General features: G+C 61.7%; 24 protein-coding genes, 1 tRNA gene and 1 pseudogene. 16 read left to right on the forward strand and 10 right to left on the reverse strand.

Annotation, left to right across the window (positions count from 1 at the left end; all coding sequences use genetic code 11):
• Positions 1-99: 99 nt before the first annotated feature.
• From ATC00_RS10430 to ATC00_RS10445, 4 genes are all read left to right on the forward strand, one after another.
• Complete coding sequence (locus ATC00_RS10430) at positions 100-708, forward strand: transglutaminase-like cysteine peptidase (RefSeq protein ID WP_064252706.1); 609 nt, start codon at positions 100-102, stop codon at positions 706-708.
• Positions 709-964: 256 nt separating this feature from the next.
• Positions 965-1693: a hypothetical protein gene (locus ATC00_RS10435; protein WP_064252707.1), complete on the forward strand. Its 729-nt coding sequence runs from the start codon at positions 965-967 to the stop codon at positions 1691-1693.
• 180 nt (positions 1694-1873) lie between these two features.
• Positions 1874-3388, forward strand: coding sequence for a D-alanyl-D-alanine carboxypeptidase (locus ATC00_RS10440; protein WP_064252708.1), 1515 nt, complete (start codon positions 1874-1876; stop codon positions 3386-3388).
• A gap of 67 nt (positions 3389-3455) precedes the next feature.
• Positions 3456-3725: a hypothetical protein gene (locus ATC00_RS10445; RefSeq protein WP_037383109.1), complete on the forward strand. Its 270-nt coding sequence runs from the start codon at positions 3456-3458 to the stop codon at positions 3723-3725.
• A gap of 32 nt (positions 3726-3757) precedes the next feature.
• Here the strand turns inward: ATC00_RS10445 and ATC00_RS10450 are convergent, their stop codons facing one another.
• Both ATC00_RS10450 and ATC00_RS10455 read right to left on the reverse strand, forming a co-directional pair.
• Positions 3758-4195, reverse strand: a complete 438-nt coding sequence (locus tag ATC00_RS10450) for a DUF1489 family protein (RefSeq protein ID WP_037383106.1) — start codon at positions 4193-4195, stop codon at positions 3758-3760.
• A gap of 76 nt (positions 4196-4271) precedes the next feature.
• A complete protein-coding gene (locus ATC00_RS10455) occupies positions 4272-5672 on the reverse strand; it encodes an L-serine ammonia-lyase (protein ID WP_037383104.1) in 1401 nt (466 codons plus the stop codon).
• A gap of 258 nt (positions 5673-5930) precedes the next feature.
• Here ATC00_RS10455 and ATC00_RS10460 point away from each other — a divergent pair, with 258 nt between their 5' ends.
• The 3 genes from ATC00_RS10460 (at position 5931) to ATC00_RS10470 (ending at position 8240) form a co-directional block, all read left to right on the forward strand.
• Complete coding sequence (locus ATC00_RS10460) at positions 5931-6620, forward strand: DUF599 domain-containing protein (RefSeq protein ID WP_037383102.1); 690 nt, start codon at positions 5931-5933, stop codon at positions 6618-6620.
• Between the two features lie 132 nt (positions 6621-6752).
• Entirely contained in the window at positions 6753-7763 is a 1011-nt protein-coding gene (locus ATC00_RS10465) for a heparan-alpha-glucosaminide N-acetyltransferase (protein ID WP_064252709.1), read from the forward strand.
• A 3-nt stretch (positions 7764-7766) separates the two neighbouring features.
• Positions 7767-8240 carry a methyltransferase family protein gene (locus ATC00_RS10470; RefSeq protein WP_064252710.1) on the forward strand — a complete coding sequence of 158 codons (474 nt, stop codon included), beginning with the start codon at positions 7767-7769 and terminating at the stop codon, positions 8238-8240.
• Positions 8241-8306: 66 nt separating this feature from the next.
• Here ATC00_RS10470 and ATC00_RS10475 read toward each other — a convergent pair whose 3' ends face one another.
• The gene (locus tag ATC00_RS10475; protein WP_037383096.1) at positions 8307-8693 is read right to left on the reverse strand and encodes a MerR family transcriptional regulator; all 387 of its coding nucleotides are present in this window, start codon (positions 8691-8693) and stop codon (positions 8307-8309) included.
• A gap of 66 nt (positions 8694-8759) precedes the next feature.
• Positions 8760-10181 (reverse strand): magnesium transporter, encoded by a 1422-nt coding sequence (gene mgtE / locus ATC00_RS10480; RefSeq protein ID WP_037383094.1) that lies wholly within the window; start codon positions 10179-10181, stop codon positions 8760-8762.
• A 212-nt stretch (positions 10182-10393) separates the two neighbouring features.
• On the opposite strand from mgtE, the gene ATC00_RS10485 reads away from it, so the two are divergent.
• From ATC00_RS10485 to ATC00_RS10495, 3 genes are all read left to right on the forward strand, one after another.
• The gene (locus ATC00_RS10485) at positions 10394-10885 is read left to right on the forward strand and encodes a peptide deformylase (protein ID WP_064252711.1); all 492 of its coding nucleotides are present in this window, start codon (positions 10394-10396) and stop codon (positions 10883-10885) included.
• Positions 10886-11017: 132 nt separating this feature from the next.
• Entirely contained in the window at positions 11018-11275 is a 258-nt protein-coding gene (locus ATC00_RS10490) for a hypothetical protein (protein WP_064252712.1), read from the forward strand.
• A 60-nt stretch (positions 11276-11335) separates the two neighbouring features.
• A complete protein-coding gene (locus ATC00_RS10495) occupies positions 11336-11704 on the forward strand; it encodes a hypothetical protein (RefSeq protein ID WP_064252713.1) in 369 nt (122 codons plus the stop codon).
• 73 nt (positions 11705-11777) lie between these two features.
• On the opposite strand, the gene ATC00_RS10500 is transcribed toward ATC00_RS10495, so the two are convergent.
• From ATC00_RS10500 to ATC00_RS10515, 4 genes are all read right to left on the reverse strand, one after another.
• Positions 11778-13331, reverse strand: a complete 1554-nt coding sequence (locus ATC00_RS10500) for a SpoVR family protein (protein WP_064252714.1) — start codon at positions 13329-13331, stop codon at positions 11778-11780.
• A gap of 15 nt (positions 13332-13346) precedes the next feature.
• Positions 13347-14660 carry a YeaH/YhbH family protein gene (locus ATC00_RS10505; RefSeq protein WP_037383085.1) on the reverse strand — a complete coding sequence of 438 codons (1314 nt, stop codon included), beginning with the start codon at positions 14658-14660 and terminating at the stop codon, positions 13347-13349.
• A 24-nt stretch (positions 14661-14684) separates the two neighbouring features.
• Entirely contained in the window at positions 14685-16634 is a 1950-nt protein-coding gene (locus ATC00_RS10510; RefSeq protein WP_037383083.1) for a PrkA family serine protein kinase, read from the reverse strand.
• A 535-nt stretch (positions 16635-17169) separates the two neighbouring features.
• Positions 17170-17254: transfer RNA gene (locus ATC00_RS10515), tRNA-Leu, on the reverse strand.
• Positions 17255-17450: 196 nt separating this feature from the next.
• Between ATC00_RS10515 and lipB the strand changes: the two genes are divergently transcribed.
• The gene (gene lipB, locus ATC00_RS10520; protein WP_064252715.1) at positions 17451-18170 is read left to right on the forward strand and encodes a lipoyl(octanoyl) transferase LipB; all 720 of its coding nucleotides are present in this window, start codon (positions 17451-17453) and stop codon (positions 18168-18170) included.
• An 11-nt stretch (positions 18171-18181) separates the two neighbouring features.
• On the opposite strand, the pseudogene ATC00_RS10525 reads toward lipB, so the two are convergent.
• A pseudogene (locus tag ATC00_RS10525) lies at positions 18182-19068 on the reverse strand (DMT family transporter).
• A 283-nt stretch (positions 19069-19351) separates the two neighbouring features.
• On the opposite strand from ATC00_RS10525, the gene ATC00_RS10530 reads away from it, so the two are divergent.
• From ATC00_RS10530 to fghA, 5 genes are all read left to right on the forward strand, one after another.
• Complete coding sequence (locus ATC00_RS10530; RefSeq protein ID WP_037383079.1) at positions 19352-19744, forward strand: helix-turn-helix domain-containing protein; 393 nt, start codon at positions 19352-19354, stop codon at positions 19742-19744.
• Positions 19745-19841: 97 nt separating this feature from the next.
• Complete coding sequence (locus ATC00_RS10535; protein ID WP_064252716.1) at positions 19842-20969, forward strand: S-(hydroxymethyl)glutathione dehydrogenase/class III alcohol dehydrogenase; 1128 nt, start codon at positions 19842-19844, stop codon at positions 20967-20969.
• Between the two features lie 76 nt (positions 20970-21045).
• Positions 21046-21486, forward strand: a complete 441-nt coding sequence (locus tag ATC00_RS10540; RefSeq protein WP_037426946.1) for a YaiI/YqxD family protein — start codon at positions 21046-21048, stop codon at positions 21484-21486.
• Positions 21487-21513: 27 nt separating this feature from the next.
• Positions 21514-22170, forward strand: a complete 657-nt coding sequence (locus ATC00_RS10545) for a DUF1345 domain-containing protein (protein WP_064252717.1) — start codon at positions 21514-21516, stop codon at positions 22168-22170.
• Positions 22171-22186: 16 nt separating this feature from the next.
• Positions 22187-23020 carry an S-formylglutathione hydrolase gene (gene fghA / locus ATC00_RS10550; protein ID WP_064252718.1) on the forward strand — a complete coding sequence of 278 codons (834 nt, stop codon included), beginning with the start codon at positions 22187-22189 and terminating at the stop codon, positions 23018-23020.
• An 8-nt stretch (positions 23021-23028) separates the two neighbouring features.
• Here the strand turns inward: fghA and ATC00_RS10555 are convergent, their stop codons facing one another.
• On the reverse strand, positions 23029-23340 hold the full coding sequence (locus ATC00_RS10555) for a DUF1883 domain-containing protein (RefSeq protein WP_064252719.1): 312 nt from the start codon (positions 23338-23340) through the stop codon (positions 23029-23031).
• Positions 23341-23448: the final 108 nt, after the last annotated feature.

The raw sequence follows: 23448 nt of genomic DNA on the forward strand, positions 1-23448 counted from the left end.
TATTCTTATGTTATTCTCATTTGTACTTATTTTTACCTCGGATATTCGCTGCCGATAAAAAGCCTTGTGACATTGTCGAACCACAACGGGGAGACAAACATGCACAACATAATCGCCAAGACGTTCGCCGCTGCGGCTCTCATAGCAGGCTTCCTGGCAGGCCCTGCCCTTGCCCTTCCGGCGAATATGACCGTCGGCGGCTCGACCAACCCGCCGGTCGGCCACTACGAGTTCTGTAAGGGCCATTCGTCCGAATGTTCGCCGACAGGTGCCGACCGCGGCCCCGCCATACTGACGCGCGATGGGTGGAAGAAAATCCTCGAGGTCAATTACGAGGTGAACCAGGCGATCACGCCGATGACCGACATGGAAATCCATGACGTGGAAGAGAAGTGGTCCTATCCGGATGTCGTCGGCGATTGCGAGGACTACGTGCTCCTGAAGCGTCGCAAGTTGATCGAGAGCGGCTTTTCCCCGGCCGATCTTTTGATCACGGTCGTGCTGCAGCCAAACGGCGACGGCCATGCTGTGCTTACGGTGCGCACCGATCGCGGCGATTTCATTCTCGACAACATGCGCAGCAAGGTCCTGCTGTGGTCCGAGACCGAATACACCTTCCTGAAGCGCCAATCGTCCGAAAATGCCGGGAGGTGGGTGAAACTGCAGGACGGCCGCGCGGTTGCCGTGGGTACGGTCCGCACCGAGTAGGTCCGCAGGCGGCGGCCATCATGAATGCCACACGGGCTTCGGTCAGGGTCCCCGTCCAGACCAAGCCCCTGGGCCGGTTCCGTTTGTCCCCGGAACCGGCCCATATTTCATTGTGCGACACACAGCAGGCGCTTCATCGAAAATTAACCATGCTGGGCGAGCGTCAGGGAGCGACCGCCGCCGGAGTCGGCCAGACGAAGGATGGAGGAGCGTGCATCTCCAATCGGCCACGCCATCGCTACGGACGGCACCTCTCGTGAACGAGCCCTTGAGTCCCCAACCGGAACTTGCGCCGCTTCTTTCGCCACGCCTCGCCTACATGGTCATCGCGGCGGTCGGGCTTCTGGCAACGCTCGTGCTGGCTATTTCGTTGTCCACGCCGTGGCTCGGTGAGAAGCTGGCGCGCGCCGGACATACCTCTAGCCGCGAAAGCCTCGATATCTTCATCGGACAGGATCATCTGCGCCTACCGGCCAATGTCATTCGCTTCGACAGCCAGCGTGCCACGGGTGTCGCCGAGCGGGTCGATCTGTATCTCACATGGCCGACACTCGAGGGCTACAGCGACGCGACCCGCCATGTGTTCAATGATGTCGATCAGCCAGAAAGGCTAATCTTCATACAAATCTCACAAAGCACCATGTCCCGCGACATGTCGGGGCGGCTCGAGCCGATCTATCGCCACATTCTGGAGGAGAGCGCTCAACTCGGCCCGGCGGGGCTCACCAAATACGATGCCAAGCCGAGCTCCAGTTATGCCGGCGAAGCCTTCTTCGCTGCTGCTCGACCCGGCCGCCCACCCTTTGCCCTGCGTTGCCTCCTGCCGGGCAGCCCCGCGACCTCGACAAGCGCCGATTGCCAGCGTGACTTTCACGCGGGCAAGGATCTCAGCATTCTCTACCGTTTCTCGGCAAAGTTGTTGCCGGAATGGCAAGCAATCGATGCCTCGTTGGAAAGTTTCATCCGAGACCGACTCGTGCCGTGAATTTGTCAAAGAGTCGTGGTCGAGGCAGCCTGCTCGCCGATGCGGCCAGCGGTGCCATAGCCGAACAAGACAAACCGCCCCGGAAACCAATCATTCATCATAAACCGATTGGTAACGCTATCCCGATAGTGTCTCGGGAACGGTCGTATCCGGAGACCGCGTCCGGACGACACCCATGACATAAGAATGAAGAGCAAAGCAGTGTCTCGATCCGTTTTTTTTGATCTCGCTAAACGTCCGCTCGGCGGCTTTGCAAAGGTGATAGGGCGGGTCGTCCTCGCTGGCGTCGTCGCCAGTTTGGCCCTCTCGACACCGGCATCCGCCAATCCGAAATATGCCGGCATCGTCGTCGACGCGAAGACCGGCAAGGTGCTCTATGGGGAGGATGCGGACCAGCTGCGCTATCCTGCTTCGCTCACCAAGATGATGACGCTGTACCTGACCTTCGAGGCGCTCGAGGCCGGCCGGATCAGCAAATCCACCCCGGTCCCTTTCTCAAAGAAGGCCGCGGCGGAGCCGCCGTCGAAGCTCGGTGTCCGCGCCGGTAAGTCGATCACCGTCGAACAGGCTGTCCTTTCGCTGGTGACGCGATCGGCCAACGACGCGGCGACGGCTCTTGGCGAGCTGCTCGGTGGATCGGAACAGCGCTTCGCCCGTATGATGACGAACAAGGCGCGCGCCCTCGGCATGACGCGGACGACCTATCGCAACGCCAATGGCCTACCGAATGCGGAACAGAAGACCACCGCACGCGATCAGGCCCGGCTCGGTCTCGCCCTGCGCCAGCATTTCCCACAATACTACGATTACTTTTCGACCCGTAGCTTCCGCTTCGGCAAGCAGACGATCGGCAACCACAATCGCCTCCTCGGCAATGTACGCGGCGTCGACGGCATCAAGACCGGCTACACGCGTGCTTCCGGTTTTAATCTGGTGACCTCCGCCCAAGTCGATGGTCGCAGCATCGTCGCCGTGGTGATGGGCGGAACCTCCGGCGGCTCCCGCGACGCACAGATGCGCAAGCTGGTCGCCAAGTACATGCCGACCGCCTCGCGTCGCGGCAACGGCAACCTGATCGCCGAAGCGCCGGCCGCACCGGTCGACACCGTTACGGAAACGGCCGTCGCCGAGGCCGAAGTGCAAGCCGTCGCTGCAGCCGCATCCGTCGCCGCCGCTTCGGACCTGCCGAACACCGGTCCGGTACCGGATTTCCGTTACGGTAGCGAAAGCGCCGGCAGCGTCGAAATGGCCTATGCAGCCGAAAAGCCCGCTTCCGACAATCCGGTCCTGGCTGCCAAGGCTGCGCCGAACACGCTCGATGCCCAAAGCGCCAAGCTCACCCGCCAGGCCGCCGTCTCGGCCGACGTCGATACGCAGATCACCAATTCGGTCGCCAAGGCAGAGGCTTCGGCCGGCGCCGAGGCAAGGATGCAAGCCGACATACAGCCGCAAGGCTGGGTCATTCAGATCGGTGCCACGGCCGACAAGGCACAAGCCATGACCCTCCTTGGCAATGCCAAGGAAAAAGGCGGCAAGGTGCTGCGGGATGCAACACCGTTCACCATCGCATTCGGCGATGGTTCGGCACAGGTCTACCGGGCACGCTTCGGCGGTTTCGATGACCAGAACAAGGCGGTCAACGCCTGCAAGATCTTGAAGAAAAAGGGCTTCGCCTGCTGGGCCAGCCAGCAGTGACAGACACGGCCGGATGTTTTTCCGGCCCGTTCTCCTCGGAAATTGTTTTAGCGTAACGAGGTTTGTCATGGCAGTGAACGAGAATGTCCCCGGGATCATTGCGATACCGGGAAGGAAGGGAAAGCCCTCGCGCATGGGCCTGCATCCGCTGCATGAGGCGGCCATGCGCATAGCCGACGCCGGTCTCAACCGCTCCAAAGGGAAAACGCGCGATCTGGTGGCCATGCTGCTGACGCATGGCGCCCGCGCCTGGCGCTCGACCCAACCGCGTGCGGGAATACACCTACACGTCACTGCAGCCGGTTGCCAGCATCCCTTGAGACTCCGGATCGGCTGACACGAAGAGTGCATTGTTTGCGGCGCGGCCCGTTACAAGAGGCCGAGTTCCGCCAACTCACGGCGCAGTTCCAGCGGCATTTCGCCGCCGTCGGAGGAAAGCGACGCCAGATCGCGCGGCGCCTCTTTCTGCTCCAGATACCGCCAACCTTGGAAAGCGCGGCGCGGCTGAAGCTCGGTTTCGACCACTTGCGGCCCCAGGATAAGATTGCACCGGCCAATGCCTTCGCCGTCGGTGAAGGTCTCGATGCCGATCAGCGGCTGGCGTGCCTGTACATATCCCTTGATCACCCAATAGAGCGAACCGCCCGCGAGAATATCCTCGGTGCGCTTCGGCACCATCCGGGTCGTGTGAAAGGAGTGCGGCTCCAGCCCGGCCGCGACAGCCGCCAAGGCCTTGCGGGCGACCCACTCGCGCAAGTCTTCGACGGATTCTGCGCCGACGCAGAGCTTTATGAGATGCAAAGCCATGGCAATGCTTGAACACCCGTCCGCCGCCTATGGTCAAGCGGATTGACCCGGTTCGTCCACAAAAGACGATTCGGCATCAGCACTCGACGACGTTGACCGCAAGACCGCCGGTTGAGGTTTCCTTGTACTTGTCGTTCATATCGACGCCGGTCTGCCGCATCGTCTCGATGCAGGCGTCGAGCGGCACAAAATGCTTGCCGTCGCCCTTGAGCGCAAGCGACGCGGCGGTCACCGCCTTCACCGCGCCGAGCGCATTGCGCTCGATGCACGGCACCTGAACGAGGCCGGCGACCGGATCGCAGGTCATGCCGAGATGGTGCTCCAACGCAATCTCGGCCGCATTCTCGACCTGCTCCGGCGTGCCGCCCATCACGGCTGCGAGGCCCGCCGCCGCCATGGCGGAAGCCGACCCGACCTCGCCTTGACAGCCGACCTCGGCACCGGAGATCGAGGCGTTGTGCTTGATGATGCCGCCGACAGCGGCGGCCGTCAGCAGGTAGTCGCGAATACCCTCCTGGTCGGCATCCTCATGGAAATGCAGGTAATAGCGGATGGTCGCCGGCACGACACCGGCCGCACCATTCGTCGGCGAGGTGACCACCCGGCCGCCGGCGGCATTCTCCTCGTTGACGGCCATTGCATAGACGCTCAGCCAATCATTGGCGAGCAGCGGATTGGTCTTGTTGGAGCGCCATTCCTCCTGCAATTTGTCATGAATTGCCCGGGCCCGCCGGCGGACCTTCAGGCCCCCCGGCATGATCCCTTCCTGACTGAGGCCGCGATCGATGCAGGCGCCCATAGCCGACCAGATGCGGTCGAGGCCGGCATCAAGTTCGTCCCGCGACATCGAACATTCCTCGTTTGCCCGCTTCATCTGGGCAATCGTCAATCCGGAGCGCGCCGCCATATCGAGCATCTGCTGGGCAGTCGCGAAGGGATACGGGATTTTGGTACCGGTTGACTTATTCTTGGTCGCTCGCATCGCTTCGAGCTCCGTGTCGGTGACCACGAAACCGCCGCCGATCGAATAATAGATCCGCTTCAACAACAGCCGGTCGTCGCGGTCGAAGGCGGAAATGGACATGCCATTGGCGTGCCCCGGCAGCGGCACTTTCTTGTCGAAAACCAGATCGGTCTTCGGCTGAAACACATAGGAGGGATGGCCGGGGGGCGTGATGCGGCCCGTCCGCTCTACCTCATCGATGATGGCGTCCATCCGGTCGGGGTCGACCAGATCAGGCCGCTCGCCCATCAGCCCCAGGATCACCGCCCTCCCCGTCCCGTGGCCGATCCCCGTATGGGCCAGGGAACCGTGCAAGCTGACCTTGATCGCGGCGACGGCGGCATGCGACGGCCGCGGCCATTCGTCCGACAGCAAAAGATCGAGGAAACGGTTCGCCGCCGACATCGGCCCCATCGTATGGGAGCTCGAGGGACCGATACCGATCTTGAAAACATCGAAGACGGAAAGAAACATGAAATTGCCTGCCCCAGCGCCTGACAGAGCACCCCGCCTGTGCGGACCAGAACCCTGTATCGATTGGATCGGTGCCGTCTCGAATCTTTCCGAACGCGGCCCGATCGTCCTTATATATAGGGTGAAAGCCTAAGCGATCCTATGCCAATCGGTCAGGCGACCGACCGACATCGGATTTTGCCCGTGCGACATCGCCCAGCCGGCTGAGTGCGGCGCAGCGATCTTGCATTTTCGAACGGCCATGCCAAAAAGACGTGCATGACGATCGAAGATTACATAGCGCTCTGCATCTTCCTGCTGCTGTGGGGCAGCTTCAATTGGGCGACCGATGGCCGACGCAATTTCAAGCGAATCAGCCTGACCCGCCTGATGAACGAAAACAGGGCGCGGTGGATTCGCAACTCCCTCAATCGCGACCTGAAGATGATCGACACTCAGATCATCGCCGGCCTGCAGGCCGGCACCGCCTTCTTTGCCTCGACGACCATCTTCGCGCTCGGCGGCTGCTTTGCGTTGCTCGGGGCGACCGAACAGGTGCAGATGATCTTCAACGACCTGCCACAGGTTTTTCGCGGTGGCCGGGCGGGATTCGAGCTGAAGGTCGGCGGCCTGACGTGCCTCTTCGGTTATTCCTTCTTCAAGTTCGGCTGGTCCTACCGGCTGTTCAACTACTGCTCCATCCTGATGGGCGGCATTCCGATGACGGCCGACATGTCGCGCGACCGCCGAGTGGCAGAACAGGCGGCCGAGCGTGCCATCAGAATGAACATCCTCGCCGGCAAGCATTTCAATGCCGGGTTAAGGGCGATCTTCCTGTCGATCGGCTATCTCGGCTGGTTCATCAGCCCCTATGTCTTCATCGTGCTGACGTGCCTCGTGATTTTCGTGCTGACGCGCAGGCAGTTCTTCTCCGAAGCACGCGACGCCTTGCTCGCCGACACGCAGTAGACCGCCCTCACTCGCGCCCGCGAAGCGACGATCGACGCTGGACAAAGACGAGAATCGGTCTTCTTCTCAACAAGATCGCGACGAGTCTGCGATCTGCCGAACGCCTCCTTTTCTCAACGGAACGGCAACGCCATGCCTGAGACTTCTGCGACGACCATCGAGGAAACACCGACCGAACAGCCGGCGGTGATGCGGAGGGGCCGAATTGATCTCCTCGACGCGCTGCGCGGGCTGGCGCTCGTCGCCATGGCGATCTACCACTTCACTTGGGATCTGGAATTCGTCGGCTATGTGGCGGCGGGCACGGCGGGCACGGGCGGCTGGAGGCTTTTTGCCAGGCTGATCGCCAGCAGCTTCCTGTTTCTCGCCGGTTACAGCCTGGTTCTCGGCCACAGTCCGAAATTCCGCGCGCGCCCGTTTCTTAAGCGTTTCGCCAAAATCGCCGGGGCGGCGGCGCTGATCAGCGTTGCCACCTTTTTCGCGATGCCCCAGTCCTTCATCTTTTTCGGCATTCTCCATGCGATCGCGGCGGCAAGCCTCGTGGGCATTCTTTTCCTGCGGCTCCCGGCGCCGGTCTCATTCCTCGCCGCGGCTGCCGCCTTCGCTGCGCCACTCTATCTGCGCTCGGCCTTCTTCGACACGCCGGCGCTCTGGTGGGTCGGGCTCTCCGAAACGATCCAGCGCTCCAATGATTACGTTCCGCTTCTGCCGTGGCTAGCCCCGTTTCTCCTCGGCCTCGGCGCGGCGAAGCTGTTCCACCCGATGCTCATCGGCCGGTGGCAGTCCGCGCGAAGCGACCAGGGGAAGCTGTGGATCAAGCCGCTCGCCTTCGCCGGGCGCCACAGTCTGGCCATATACCTCATCCACCAGCCGCTGCTCATCGGGCTCGTCTACGCCTTTTCTCTCGTCGTCCCCGCCCCCGTCCCGGATCCGGCACAGGCCTATCGGCTGAGCTGCGAGCAAGCCTGCAGCCGTGAGGAATCGGGCATCTCGTGCAGCGTCTTTTGCGGCTGCACGCTCGACCAGCTGAAGGAGCAGAACCTGTTCGAGGATCTAAACCAGGGGAAGATCGACTTGAGAACGGATGAACGCATTGCGCGAATCGCCACTCAATGCACAATGGAAGCGCAGTCGGGGGACTAGGACATGAACGCCTATCGTGCCAAGCCGCTGAATTTTCCATGGCCACCGCTGATTTACGGCGCGGCAGCCCTTGGCGCCGTGGCCATCGGCCACGTTTTTCCCATTCCAGTCGCCCACGGGCATGGCTGGCTTCCGTGGCTGGCGGGCTGCGCCCTGATCCTTCTTGCGGCCTTGCTCGACCTCTGGGCCATCAAGGCCCTTCTCGAACGTCACACCGCCGTGCTTCCCCACCGCTGTGCAACCTGCCTCGTGACCGGCGGACCTTTCCGCTTCACCCGCAATCCGATCTATCTCGGCTATACCTTCGCGATGGTCGGCCTGGGCCTGATCACCCTCAATCCCTGGTTTTTCGTGATGGGAATGGTAGCCGTCGCCCTGACGACGCTGATCGCCGTACGCAATGAGGAGCGGCACCTGCTCTCGCGTTTCGGCTTCGAATTCGAACGCTATTGCCGACACACCACGCGGTGGATCTGAACGGCGGAACGACAAAAGGCGGCACGCGGCCACCTTTCGAAGATTGCGGATATTTCTACGCGTTTCCTATGTCCCGACTCCGATCTCGGCAAGGCGCGTGAGGCAGGATTCCTCGACATTGTCGAGTTCGGCGAGCGTATCGTCGATATCCTTGCGCTTTTGACGCAAGTCCTCGCGCTTCTCCTCGACACGCTTCATCAGGAGCTGCAATTGGCCCATCTCGCCCGGCGGGTCCTTGTAGATTTGAATGATCTCTCGGATTTCCGCGATCGTGAAGCCGATGCGCCGGCCTCGAAGGATTTCCTTGATCAGATGCCGGTCGGCTGGGCGAAACAGGCGCGTGCGTCCGCGGCGCTCCGGATGGATGAGGCCCTCATCCTCGTAGAAGCGCAGCGTGCGGGTGGAGATACCGAATTCCCGCGTCAGTTCCGTAATGCTATAGTACTTGTTCACGCCACCGTTCCATCAAATCACAGCCTCAATATCATTGACTTTGACGTAAAAGTCAAACACGAGGGGTCATGTGACGTGGAACCACCAGGTGGCGATGCCGAGGAAGCTGAAGAAGCCGGTGATATCCGTGACGGCCGTCACGAAGACGGCGGAGGAGACCGCCGGGTCGGCACCGGATTTGTCGAGGAGCAGCGGGATCAGGATGCCGGCCAGCGCCGCGGCCATCATGTTGATCAACATCGCTGTTGCGATGATGCCTCCAATATGGACGTCCTGAAACCAGAAGCCTGCCACAAGGCCGATGAAGCTGCCGAAGATCATGCCGTTCAACAGGCCGACGCCCGCCTCGCGGCGGATGATCCTGGGTGCGTTGTGGATGTCGAGGCCGCGCGTGGCGAGCGCCCGCACCGTCACCGTCATCGTCTGCGAGCCGGCATTGCCGCCCATGCCGGCGACGATCGGCATGAGAATCGCGAGTGCGACGATCTGCTGGATCGTGGCATCGAAGAGGCCGATCACGGACGCGGAGATGCAGGCGGTCATGGAATTGACGAACAGCCAGGGGACGCGCGAGCGGGACGCCTCCGCGACCGAGTCCGATAGTTCCTCGTCACCGACGCCGGAAAGGCGCAGCAGGTCCTCCTCGGCTTCCTCCTGGATGACGTCCACGACGTCGTCGATCGTCAGAACCCCGACCAGCCGTCCGTTGTCGTCGACGACGGCCGCCGACAGGAGGTCGTACTGCTCGAAAAGCTGGGCCGCCTCCTCCTGGTCCATTTCGGCCGGGACCGAGTGACTGGTGTCGCGCATGATGGCATCGATCTTCACCGATCGCTTGGTGCGCAACACCCGGTCCAGATCGACGGTGCCGAGCAGCTTGAAGGTCGGGTCGATCACGAAGATCTGCGTAAAACTCTCGGGCAGATCGTCGTCCTCGCGCATGTAGTCGATGGTCTGGCCAACCGTCCAAAAGGGCGGCACGGCCACGAATTCGGTCTGCATGCGGCGGCCGGCGGTGCTTTCCGGATAGTCGAGCGAACGCCGCAAACGGACGCGCTCGGTGAAGGGCAGCTTGGCAAGGATCTCCTCCTGATCCTCCTGATCGAGATCCTCGAGGATGTAGACCGCGTCGTCGGAATCCATCTCGCCGATCGCTTCAGCGATCTGCTCGTTCGGCAGGTGCTCGACGATATCTAGGCGGATCGCCTCATCGACCTCGGTCAGCGCGGCAAGGTCGAACTCCTTTCCGAGCAAGGAAACAAGCGCCAGGCGCTGTTCCGGCTGGATCGCCTCGAGCAGATCGCCCAATTCGGACGCGTGAAGGCCGGCGACGTGCTTGCGGAGATAGATCGTGTCGCGATCAGCGATCGCGGCACCGACATGCATCAGGAAATCCGAACGGACCGAACCGTCGTCGGCATAGATGTCCGAACCCTCAAAGGCAGCGAGTTCTTCAGAACCGCGGTCGTCGTCGCCTGTATCGCTCATGGACCCGCCTCCAGAAGTACACGCCGCCTGAACCTGCGCTATAAGCAGCCCATTGCCCTGCTAGCGCAAAGCTCCGCCAAGGTCCACATGTCGACGCGGGGCCGCGGACCTTTTCTCCAAGCTGTTGCAAATGCACATGAAAAAAGTGAAACGAGTAAGGCTGCCGGCTCCGACGCACAACGAGGCAGTCATTCACGCAAGAGAGCATCCGCATGGCACTTCGACCTATCATCCGGTTTCCACATCCGACGCTCGGGATCAGCGCCGAAATCGTCACCCGTTTCGACGATGACCTTCGCGCCCTCGTCGACGATCTCACCGAGACGATGCGCGCGGCTCCCGGAATCGGCATCACCGCCCCGCATATCGGCGTCCTCAAACGGGTGACGGTGATCGAGCTGGACCGCCAGACGGGTCCGCGTTGCTTCGTCAATCCTGAGATCGTCTGGCACTCGGAAGTCACGGCGCGCCACAGCGAGGGCAGCGTTTCGATGCCCGGCATTTCCGAGGACGTGGAGCGGCCGATGGGCGTTCGCGTCCGTTACCAGACGATGGCGGGCGAGACGCGCGAGGAGGAGGCCAGCGGATTGATGGCCGTCTGCCTGCAGCACGAGATCGACCAGCTCGACGGCATCTTCTGGCTCCGTCGGCTGTCGAGACTGAAGCGGGATCGCGCGGTGAAGCGGTTCGAGAAACTGCGCTGAGATCTGGCCGCGCCCTGCGGTTGCGCGAGGGCCTACGCTTCAATAGGGTCGCTCACGCCGGAAGTCTCCCCAATCCCGCGACTCGGACACAGGAGCCGAGCGACAGACCGAACTGAAACCGAAGGACATGCGATGAAATATCTGCGTCTCACCCTCCTCTGCGCCGCGGCGCTTGCAGGCTGCACCGCCACGCCTGATCTCGAGCCGCTTCCCGGAAGCCTCACCTATGGGGAGACGGCCTCGTCGCGGAAGACCCAGGCGGCGCCCGGCGCGAAGATCCAGAACCGGTTCCTGCACGAGGGCAGAACGGTTTACGAGACCTACGAGGTCCAGCCGGACCACACCTACAAGCTCATCCGCCGCAGCGTGGTCGATTCCCTGGGCGACTGACCCTCTCGGAACATTGCGATGCCAAGCCCGTTCTCCAGGGACAAACCAAGGAGAGATGCCATGGCTAAATATCTCGATGAACGCGGCGATCCGACAAGTGCTACGCACGACCCCGAGAGAAAGAGATTTTCGGCTGCGGAGGCAAAGCAGGGCCGCAGCGGCACGGCGATATTGGCCGTACTCCTCGGCGGGCTCATGCTAGCCTTCGTCGCCTGGGGTGCGGTCGCAATCTGGGGCGAAGCCATCGACAGCGATCAGACGGCGGAAACGGAACAGATGCAGCCCGGACCTTCCACCGAGCAAACGGGCAGCGTCAATCAGGATCAATCCACGCCGGCGATACCGGCGCCGACCGACCGGGACCCGACCGCGCAAACCGGGACCGGCGGAGAAGTGCAGCAAGTCGCGCCCGACGGCACCGAGAAGTGACCGCAGATCGGCCGGCATACGCGACGATCTCATCCAAGATCGTCGCGTATGCGCTTTGAGGGCAACGCGTCGGCTAATCTTCCTCTATATCCGCTGTCGAGCACTCGTAGAGCGTCTCGCCGGTTTCGGCCTCGACGCCGGCGAGGCTGACCTCATAACCCCACAGATGACGGACATGCCGCAGCGTCGCATCGCGGCTGGACTCCTCGAGAAGGACGCCGTTCTTGACATTGTGCTGCAGCCGTAGGTGGCGATCACCCAAAAGGTCGACGTCCATGACCTGAATGTCCGGTTGGTTGGCGCCAATGTCGTAGCTTCGAGCAAGCGCCGCCCGGATCGCCTCGTAACCGCGTTCGTTGTGAATCGAGGCAACCTCGCAATATTTCTCGTCCGCCTCGTCCGACAGCAGGAACAGCCTGAATTTGCGGATCAGCGCTGGGCTCAGATACTGCAGGATGAAGGACTCGTCGCGGTGGTTTGCCCAGGCATCCAGCAGCGTCTCACGCCAGTTGCCGCTGCCGGCGACGTCGGGAAACCAGTCGCGGTCTTCGGACGTCGGATCGACGCAGATCCGCTCGATGTCCTGCATCATGGCGAAGCCGAGTGCATAAGGGTTGATCCCGGGAAAGCGCGGATCGTCGAAGGAGGGCTGGAAGACGACGTTGGTGTGGCTCTGGAGGATCTCCAGCATCGCGCCTTCGGTTATTCTCCCCTGGTCGAAGAGAGTGTTCATGATCGTGTAGTGAACGAAGGTCGCGCATCCCTCGTTCATCACCTTGGTCTGCCGCTGCGGATAGAAATACTGGGCGATGACGCGGACGATCCGCAGGATTTCGCGCTGCCAAGGTTCGAGGATCAGGCTGGTCTTCTCGAGAAAGTAGAGCAGATTCTCATCCGGCAGGTTGAGCGCCTTCTTGCGCTCCGAAACGTCGCGCTCGACGGCGTCCGGATCGCTGCTCTCGCCTGTCGTCGGCAGCGTCCGCCACAGGTCGCTATAGGTCTGCTCCTCGTATTCCAGTCTTTCGCGCATCCGTTCCCGCTCCTTTTCCGACGACAGCCTCGGCGGCCGGCGGTAGCGGAAGACGCCCTGATCCATGAGCGCATGGGCGGAGTCGAGGATTGCCTCCACGGCGGTCGTCCCGTAGCGCTCCTCGCATTTGGTGATGTATTTCTTGGCGAACTCCATGTAGCTCAAGATGGCGCTGGCATCGGTCCATTGCCGGAACAGGTAATTGTTCTTGAAGAAGTGGTTGTGGCCAAAAGCCGCGTGCGCCGTCACCAGGGCCTGCATGGCCATGGTATTTTCTTCCATCAGGTAGGTGATGCAGGGATTGGAGTTGATGACCAGCTCATAGGCAAGGCCGCGCCTGCCTCTGCGATAAAGGTGGTCCTCGAAGACGAAGCGCTTTCCGAAGGACCAGTGCTGGTACATCAACGGCATGCCGACGGAAGAATAGGCGTCGAGCATCTGTTCGGAAGAGATGATCTCGAGCTGGTTCGGATAGACGTCGAGGCCGAGATCATCGAGCGCGACGGTCTCGATCGCGTCGTAGGTGCGCGAAAGCGTCTCGAAATTCCAGTCGGAGCCCTGAAACAGCAGGTTTGAAGCCGCACCCTTTTTTGGCATCCCGGTCGCCTCTCCCTAACGCGCTTGCACAGCCGGCTGTTTGCCGAAGAGTTTCCGGAAGACGGGATAAATGTCCGCAGGCTTGGCGATGCGGGTCATCTGGAAATTCGGCCATTCGCCATCGACCGTGCGATAGGCGCGCCAGAGCGAGGTGCCGTTGTCGGTAGTGCCGAAAATCTCCGTCTCGCGCTCGTCGATGATCTCGACATAGGCGTAATACTGGCAGAGCCGCATTAAATCATCGTGCAGCAGCGACGCGCACCGCTCCGAGTCGCCTGAGATGTTCTCGCCGTCCGAAGCCTGGGCGGCATAGATGTTCCATTCGCGGGCCGGATAGCGCTCCCGAATGACCCGGAGCATCTCCTCGAGCGCCGTCGAGACAATCGTGCCGCCGCTCTGCTTGCTGTAGAAGAAGGTGTTCTCATCCACCTCGCCCGCCTCGTCCGTGTGGCGAATGAAGACGATGTCGATCCTGTCGTAGCGCCGCTTCAGGAAAAGATGCAGCAGCACGAAGAACCGCTTCGCAAGGTCCTTCTCGCGTTCGCCCATGGACGCGGAAACATCCATAAGGCAGAACATCACGGCGCTGGCATTCGGCAGCGGCTGCGGCTCGAAGCGGTTGAAGCGGATGTCGACCGGATCGACATAGGGAATGCGCCGACGCCGCCGTTCCAGCTTTTCGAGCTTCTGGCGCAGTTCCTCGAGGTCCTGCTGGTGCTTTGCACCGGCCCTGGGCTCCGCCTCCAGCCTGGCGATCTCCTCGGCAATCGCTTCCATTTCCTTTCGCCCCGGCCGGTGGAGGGCGATGCGGCGGCCGAAGCTGTTGCGCATCGTCCGGCCGACATTGATGTTCGTGGGCGAACCGGTCGCCGCAAAGCCCGCCCGACGCCGCTTGAAGGCGACGGACTCCTTGAGGTTGAGCTTGACCATGTCGGGAAGTTCCAGGTCCTCGAAGAAGAGGTCGAGCACCTCCTCGCGCGACAGCACGAATTGAAATTCGTCCTCGCTCCGCCCGGTGCCGGCGCCAGCGCCCGTGGCACCCCCGCCGGAAGCCCGCTTCGGCAGACGATCGCCCGCCGCGAACTCTCGATTGCCGGGCAGGACATATTTCCTTTCGCCCGTGTCGCCGGCCGGCTGGAAGGTCGGCTCGTTGACGCCGCGGGCAGGCATCGAGACGTTGTGATCAGCGTCGACGTCGGCGATCTTGCCCGACTTGACCTGTTCCTTGATGGCCCGTTTCAGTTCCTCGCGCGCGCGCTTCAGGAAGCGCTGCCTGTTACCGAGACTCTTGTCCTTCGGGTTAAGGCGGCGGTCGATAAAGTTCGGCATATGCTGCCCCCTGCTAACCGCACCTCAGCCCGCCTTGTTGACGCGCATGTACCAGTCGACCAATCGACGCACCTGCCGTTCGGTGTAGCCGCGCTCTTTCATGCGCTGGACGAATTCGGCATGCTGCTTCTCGGTCGCGCTGTCCTTCTTGGAACCGAAGCTGATCACCGGCAGCAGGTCCTCGACCTGACCGAACATGCGCTTCTCGATGACTTCCCTGAGCTTCTCGTAGCTCGTCCAGGAGGGATTGCGCCCATGATTCTTGGCGCGAGCCCGCAGGGTGAACTTGACGACCTCGTTGCGGAAGTCCTTCGGGTTGGCAATGCCCGCCGGCTTTTCGATCTGAGACAGCTCACTGTCGAGGATCTTGCGGTTGAGAATCTGCCCCGTGTCGGGGTCCTTGAAGTCCTGGTCCTCAAGCCATGCGTCGGCATAGGCGATGTAGCGGTCGAAGAGGTTCTGGCCGTATTCGCTGTAGGATTCCAGATAGGCTTTCTGGATTTCATGGCCGATGAACTCGGCATAGCGGCTGGCGAGTTCCGACTTGATGAAGTCGAGATAGGCCGCTTCCGTTTCCTTCGCGAACTGCTCGCGCTTGATGGCCTGTTCCATGATGTACATCAGGTGGACGGGATCGGCTGAAACCTCCTTCGTATCGTAGTTGAAGGTTTCCGACAGAACCTTGAACGCGAAACGCGTGCTGACGCCGGTCATGGCTTCATCGACGCCGGCGGCATCGCGATATTCCTGCACCGAGCGCGCCTTCGGATCGACATCCTTGAGGTTCTCGCCGTCATAGACACGCATCTTCGTGTAGAGCGACGAGTTCTCGTGGGGGACGAGCCGGGTGGAGACCGTGAAGCGGCTCAGTATCTCCAGCACCTCCGGCGCGCAAGGATTGTTGAAGAGCTCGCTCTCGCGGAGAAGCTTCTCATAGATCATCTTCTCTTCGGTGACGCGCAGGCAATAGGGAACCTTGACCACCAAAATGCGGTCGAGGAACGCCTCGTTGTTGCGATTGTTCTTGAACTGCAGCCATTCCGATTCGTTCGAGTGCGCCAGGATCGTGCCCTGATAGGGGAAGGCACCGAAGTTTTCCGTGCCATTGTAGCTGCCCTCCTGCGTCGCCGTCAGCAGCGGGTGCAGGACCTTGATCGGAGCCTTGAACATCTCCACGAATTCAAGCAGGCCCTGCGTCGTGCGGTTCAGGCCGCCGCTATAGGAATAGGCATCCGGGTCCGCCTGGCTGTAGTTTTCCAGCTGGCGGATGTCGACCTTGCCGACCAGCGAGGAGACGTCCTGGTTGTTCTCGTCGCCGGGCTCCGTCTTGGCGATGCCGATCTGACGCAGGCGCGAGGGGGTCAGCTTGACGACGCTGAATTTCGATATGTCGCCTCCGACCTCGTCGAGCCGCTTTGAGGCCCAGGGCGAAATCAGGCCGGTCAGCCGTCGCCTTGCGATACCGTATTTGTCCTCGAGCAGGTCGGCCATGCGCTCGGGGTGAAACAGGCCCAGGGGCGACTCGAAGACCGGGCTGATCTTGCCGTCGACCATGAGCGTATAGATCGGCCGCTGCTCCATGAGCTTCTTCAGCCGCTCCGCAAGCGACGACTTACCGCCGCCGACCGGACCGAGCAGGTAGAGAATCTGCTTGCGCTCCTCGAGACCCTGGGCAGCGTAGCGGAAGTAACCGACGATCCGCTCGATCGTGTCTTCCATGCCGAAGAAATCGGAGAAGGCCGGATAAATTTTGATGGTTCGGTTTGCGAAGATTCGGCCGAGACGCTCGTCAGCACTGGTATCGACGAGAACCGGCTCTCCAATGGCATCCACCATCCGCTCCTGCGCGGTGGCGTACATGCTCTTGTCGTCGCGACATGCGAGGAGATATTCCTGTAGACTTATCTCTTCTTGCGCTGCACTCGAATAGATCTCCGAAAAGAGGTCGAAGACGTCAGATTCACTCCTTTGCATCGTGCTCTCCCGCGGCAAGCCGCTTGGTTGAACCGGGATCGCTGCCAATCGGCTATTGCTTCAAGTGAACGGTTTCCTGACTTCAAAGTTCCTTCTTAACCGACACTGCAAGCGAATGCCGAAGCAGCAGCTCACGACGACATCCGCACATCAGTTCGGGACCGATCGATCGGCGCCTTAATCCAAGGATCGAGGACGCCATTCCGCAAGACTCGTCGCTCTGTCACCCCATCATGCCGGCGCTTCTCGCGAATCCGTCATGACAATAGGAGCATAACCAAAACCCGGCCTTTCGCCGACTTTTTTTTTAGGATTTCACGAATTTAGCGGTAAACAATGTTGTGTAGGGACGGTGACATCGTGAGTAGCCTAGCCGGGCGCTGTCTAACGATTCCGGGAGGGAAACGACGCCCGGAGGGAGCAGTGCGCGCGGCGGCGATTTGGCAACCGAGCCTGTCGATCGCCTCCGGCGGCGAATGCCTGAAAAATAAAAACCCCGTTCAACCATCAGGTTACGGGGCCTTCTTAATCTTGATGGTGCGGTCGAGAAGACTCGAACTTCCACGGGTTGCCCCACAGCGACCTCAACGCTGCGCGTCTACCAATTCCGCCACGACCGCATCGTGGTAGGTGCCGATTGCGTCGGCGGGGCTGCATGTAGCAAAAGGATTCAGGGTGCACAAGGGTAAGACGACAGAAATTTGACGGGAAACGGAACTATTTCCGCGCCCCCTCCGCGAAGCACTGGAAACGCTGGACTCTTGCCGCGCGCGGCCCCATGTACAGGCCGGAAAAAATTACCAAACGGGCTTTCCCATGCAGCGTGAAAATCTCAGCCAGACCATGTTTGCGGTGCCGGAATCGCCGCCGGTGCGCTGGCGCATCGCTCCCTCCCTCGTCGACTATCCACAGGCAGTCGAGACGATGGAGCGGGAGGCGGCCGCGATAGCGGACGGCACGGCCGACGAACTGGTCTGGTTGGTCGAGCACCCGCCCCTCTACACCGCCGGAACAAGTGCGAATGACACCGACTTGGTAACGCCCGGACGCTTCCCCGTATTCGCAACCGGTCGCGGCGGCGAATACACCTATCACGGCCCGGGTCAGCGGGTCGTCTATGTGATGCTCGACCTGAAGCGCCGACGCCAGGACGTTCGTGGTTTCGTCGCCGCCCTCGAAAGCGTCGTCATCGCAACGCTCGATTCGATGAACATCAAGGGTGAGCGCCGCGAGGATCGAGTCGGCGTCTGGGTGCGCCGCCCGGAAAAGCAGCCGCTTCCCGACGGGTCGATGGCCGAGGACAAGATCGCCGCCATCGGCATCCGGCTGCGCAGATGGGTAAGCTTCCACGGCTTCTCGCTGAACGTCGATCCCGATCTCGACCATTTCGACGGCATCGTGCCCTGCGGCATCCGCGATTACGGCGTGACCAGCCTCGTCGACCTGGGTCTGCCGGTCATGATCACCGACGTGGACATACGGATCAGGGAAGCCTTCGAGGCGGTTTTCGGACCGACGCGCAGCGATTACGAATAACCGAAATCGAGTTAATCGAGCTTCCGCTTTTCCCTCTCGCGCCAGATGATGAACAGCCCGGAGCCGACGATGACGCCAATGCCGAGCCATCTGGACGGCGTCGGAAAATCGCCGAACACAAGATACCCGAGCGCTGTCGCGGAAACGATCTCGAAATAGTGGAATGGCGCCAGGAGCGACAGCGGCGCCAGGCGGAAGGCCTTCACGACGAGCAAATGGCCATAGCCCGAAATTGTGCCGAGAGCGATCACGAGTATCCAGCCGAGCCCCGATCGCGGCAGCGACGGCTCGAAATCGACTGCACCCATGCCGTTGCCGACCGCGATGACCGCCACCATGAAGAACGTCCCGCCGATTCCGGCTGTCGTCTGCATGGCGAGCGGCGAATCGGCACTGCCGACCGCGCGGTTGAGGAAGAGGTAACAGGCGAACAGGAAGGCGCAGGCCATCGGCAGAAGCGCGGTCAGGCCGAAGACGGCGAAGCTCGGCTGGATGACGATCATCGCACCGCCGAAGCCGATGGCGATCGCGGTCCATCGCCGCCAACCGACCCTCTCGCGCAGGATCAATGCCGACAGGCAGGTGAGGATGAAGGGCTCGACGAAATAGATAGCGAAGGCATCGGCAAGCGGCATGTACTTCACGGATACGAAGAACAGCAGGGCGGCCGCGGCAAGCAGCACACCGCGCAAAAGGTTCGGCCAAAGCCGCTTCGGATAGATCGCCTGCAACCCGCCCGCCGCCAGCAGCAGCGGAACGACCGAGACGAGCTGAAAGAAGAAGCGGTAGAGGTCACCTGTCCCGGCGACATGCCCTCGTGGACCGCCATGTACTTCGCGATAGCGTCCATACAGGGCAGGATGAGCATGGCGAACAGCATGATCGTCACGCCTTGCATCACCGCGCCGCGCGGAGCGTCGGCCGTTTGCGCAAATCCGTTCACGGGCAATTCCAATTCGATGCCGAAGGTCGGGCCTGAGCCTAACCTGTTTCATCGCGGTTTCAACGCCCGGCAGCGGATAATCGCCCAGGCACAGAACGAGCCGCATTTGGCTGTGTTTATGACGCTCCGGAGTGCTCCGCCCGGGAAGGAATGCCGATAAGCTCGGCCTAGCTTCGCCCCGCAGGCAATCGATCACCGTGTGGGCGTCGAAGATGTCAGGTGAAGAGGAGAGCGAACCATGCGCTTATCCACCGAAACCGTGATCGCGCGCCTGCGCCAAACAGGAGACGGCGACACGCTGGGCGGCCGTATCTGGAGAGCGCGCGACGCGGCAAGGTTTTCGATCAAGGAACTGGCAAGCAGGCTCGGCGTGCGCAGCGAAACGATATCCGCCTGGGAGCGCGACCGTGCCGAGCCCCGCACAAACCGGCTCTTCATGCTCGCCTCCATACTCGGTGTCACGCCAGCCTGGCTGATTGCCGGGATCGGCCGTGCCCCTGACGAAGGTCCGTCTCATTCGCATGCCGCGCTTCGCGAGCAACTCGAGCTTGTCAAAAGGCTCCACGAGCAAACGGGGGAAGCGATCGCGGCGCTCGAGAGCGAATTGGAACGGATCGAGGAAAATTTCTGATAGGTCATGTATTTTCAGCTTACGCGCGCCGCCTGCCGTTGTATTGACGATTGCAGGACGATCGCCGAACAGTTGCGGAATTCGAGGGAGAAGAAAAATGGACGTACGCGCCGCTGTAGCCGTTCAGGCCGGCAAACCTCTGGAAGTCATGACCGTACAGCTCGAGGGTCCTCGGGCCGGCGAGGTGCTGATCGAAGTGAAGGCCACCGGCATCTGCCACACCGACGATTTCACCCTGTCGGGCGCCGACCCGGAAGGGCTGTTTCCGGCGATCCTCGGCCATGAGGGCGCCGGCATCGTCGTCGATGTCGGCCCCGGCGTCACCAGCGTGAAGAAGGGCGACCACGTCATTCCGCTCTATACGCCGGAATGCCGCGCCTGCCCGTCCTGCCTATCGCGCAAGACCAATCTGTGCACCGCCATCCGCGCCACCCAGGGGCAAGGCCTGATGCCGGACGGCACCTCGCGGTTTTCGATCGGCAAGGACAAGATCCACCACTATATGGGCTGCTCGACCTTCGCCAACTTCACCGTGCTGCCGGAGATCGCCGTCGCCAAGGTCAACCCGGACGCGCCGTTCGACAAGATCTGCTACATCGGCTGCGGCGTCACCACCGGCATCGGCGCGGTGATCAACACCGCCAAGGTCGAGATGGGGTCGACCGCCGTCGTCTTCGGTCTCGGCGGCATCGGCCTCAACGTCATCCAGGGCTTGCGGCTTGCCGGCGCCGACATGATCATCGGCGTCGATCTGAACAACGACAAGAAGGTCTGGGGCGAGAAGTTCGGCATGACCCACTTCGTCAACCCGACCGAGATCGACGGCGACATCGTCGCTTATCTGGTCAACATGACCAAGCGCGGCGCCGACCAGATCGGCGGCGCCGACTATACCTTCGACTGCACCGGCAACACCAAAGTCATGCGCCAGGCGCTGGAGGCCTCCCATCGCGGCTGGGGCAAGTCGGTGGTGATCGGCGTCGCTGGCGCCGGCCAGGAGATTGCCACCCGGCCGTTCCAGCTGGTCACCGGCCGCCAATGGATGGGCACGGCCTTCGGCGGCGCCCGCGGCCGCACCGACGTGCCGAAGATCGTCGACTGGTACATGGAAGGCAAGATCGAGATCGACCCGATGATCACCCACACCCTGCCGCTCGACGACATCAACAGGGGCTTCGAACTGATGCATTCGGGCGAAAGTATCCGTTCGGTCGTGCTTTACTGAGTTCACATCAAGGATCAAGGAAGCGCCGGAACCACTCGAAATCCGGCGCTCTCCGCGGCTGCAGCGAATCGCAATCATGATCTATGTCGATGCCGATGCCTGCCCGGTGAAGGCGGAAATCCTCAAGGTGGCCGAACGCCACGGCTTCGAAGTCACCCTCGTCGCCAATTCGGGCCTGCGGCCCTCGCGTGACCCGATGGTGCACAACGTCATCGTGTCGGCCGGCTTCGACGCCGCCGACAATTGGATCGCCGAGCATGCGGGCGAAGGCGACATCGTCGTCACCGCCGACGTTCCGCTTGCCGGGCGCTGCGTCACCGCGGGCGCATTCGTCACTGGGCCTACCGGCCGCGTCTTCGACAAGACGAACATCGGCATGGCTTCCGCGATGCGCGATCTTGGTGCGCACCTGCGGGAGACGGGCGAAAGCAAGGGCTATAACGCCTCTTTTAGCGCGCGAGACCGCTCGGCCTTTCTCGAAACTCTTGACCGGCTCTGCCGTCGCGTCAAAAGGTGAGGCGCGGAACGGCAGCGTGAGTGGCAAATGACACCAAATCGGCTGAGACATTGGCCATTTTACCTGGCGCTTGCCGGTGCCCTTGTCAGTGCGCCGCTTGGGCATGCGCTGTTTCGCGAAGAGGCGATCGAGATCACTGCCATCGCCTTCTTCTGCATCTATCTGACGATAGCGGCGTTCCGGCTGCCGAAACTCACTGGAGGCTATCTCGAGGCAAATGCGCGCGACACGGGTGAGCCGGAGCCGATCATATTTCTTGTGACGCTCCTGGCCGCCGCAGTCTCGCTGGTCGCGCTGTTCGTCGCGCTCAATCGCACCGACGACGGCGGCGCGGTCGAACTGATCCTTGCCTTCGCCTCGGTCACGCTCGGATGGGCAACCATTCACACGATGGCAGCGCTGCATTATGCGCATCTTTACTGGCTTGCGAACCGTCGCGACGACGGCAGCAATCCGGCATCCCGTGGCCTTGCCTTTCCGGAGACCGACGCCCCCGGCGGCTATGACTTCCTCTACTTCGCCTTCGTTATCGGAATGACCGCGCAGACCTCCGACGTCGCCATCACCACGACGGCGATGCGGCGCGTCAACCTGATGCATGCGGTCGTTTCGTTCTTCTTCAACACGGTGCTCGTCGCAGCCGCGGTCAATGCCGCGGTGCAGCTTGCCGGCGGCACGCCATGACTACACGGAGAATTCGATGAAAATCATCTCGCAGAACACCGCCTTCGGCGGCATGCAGGGCGTCTTCGCCCATGACTCCAAGGCCTGCAAGGGCGAAATGACCTTCGCCGTCTATGTGCCGCCGCAGGCGACCAGCGAGCCGCGCCCGGTCGTTTGGTATCTCTCCGGCCTCACCTGCACCCATGCCAATGTCATGGAGAAGGGCGAATACCGTCGCTTGGCGTCGGAGCTCGGACTGATCGTCGTCTGCCCGGATACGAGCCCGCGCGGAGCCGACGTCGCCGACGAGTTGACGAACTGGCAGATGGGCAAGGGCGCCGGCTTCTATCTCGATGCGACGCAAGCGCCCTGGGCCGAGCACTATCAGATGTACAGCTACATCACCGAGGAACTGCCCGCCTTGATCCGCGAGCAGTTCCGCGCCGACATGTACCGGCAGGGCATCTTCGGCCATTCGATGGGCGGCCATGGCGCGATGACCATCGCGCTCAGGAACCCCGAGCGTTTCAAAAGCTGCTCCGCCTTCGCCCCGATCGTCGCCCCCTCTTCCGCCGACTGGTCCGCCGGCGCCTTCGAGAAATATCTCGGCGCGGACAAAGCCGCGTGGCGAAATTACGACGCCTGCGCTCTCGTCGAGGACGGGGCGCGCTTCCCGGAATTTCTAGTCGACCAGGGCAAGGCGGATGGCTTCCTTGAAAATGGTCTCAGGCCGTGGCTCTTCGAGGAGGCGGTGAAGGGCACCGGCATCGGCCTCACGCTTCGCATACACGAGCGCTACGACCATTCCTATTACTTCATCTCGACCTTCATGGACGATCATCTGAAGTGGCACGCCGAAAGGCTCGGCTGAGGCGCCGGTCAGGATGCCGGCTGGAATCTCGGCTGGCCGGCAGACTCGATCACGCGTACGCTCGAATCCGCAAGGCCGTGATGGCCTTCGGTGTCGATCACCAGATGCCAGTGCGCCGTTTCCGGAATTGTCATCCGCAGCGGCGATTTCCGCGCTACGCCGCCGAAGAACTGATGCTTCAGCGTTTCCGTGTAGCGCGTGAAATTGACGTCGGTCATCAGGCGAACATTGGCGACGGCCGACAGGGTGATCTCGATCCGCGTGCCGGCCCGCTGGGCCTTGAGATCATAGTGCGTGAAGTTCAGGGCTTTGCTCGCCATCGCAATTGACCGGACCTTATATGAGACATCGCTACGACAGTAGCGGCGGGCGCTTAATGAATGGTGTCGTGTTTTCTCGTGGCCCTGACGATCGCAATGGTCTAGAGC

Origin of the sequence: Sinorhizobium americanum, from assembly GCF_001651855.1 — a bacterium.
In the GTDB taxonomy this organism is placed as follows: Bacteria; Pseudomonadota; Alphaproteobacteria; order Rhizobiales; family Rhizobiaceae; genus Sinorhizobium; species Sinorhizobium americanum.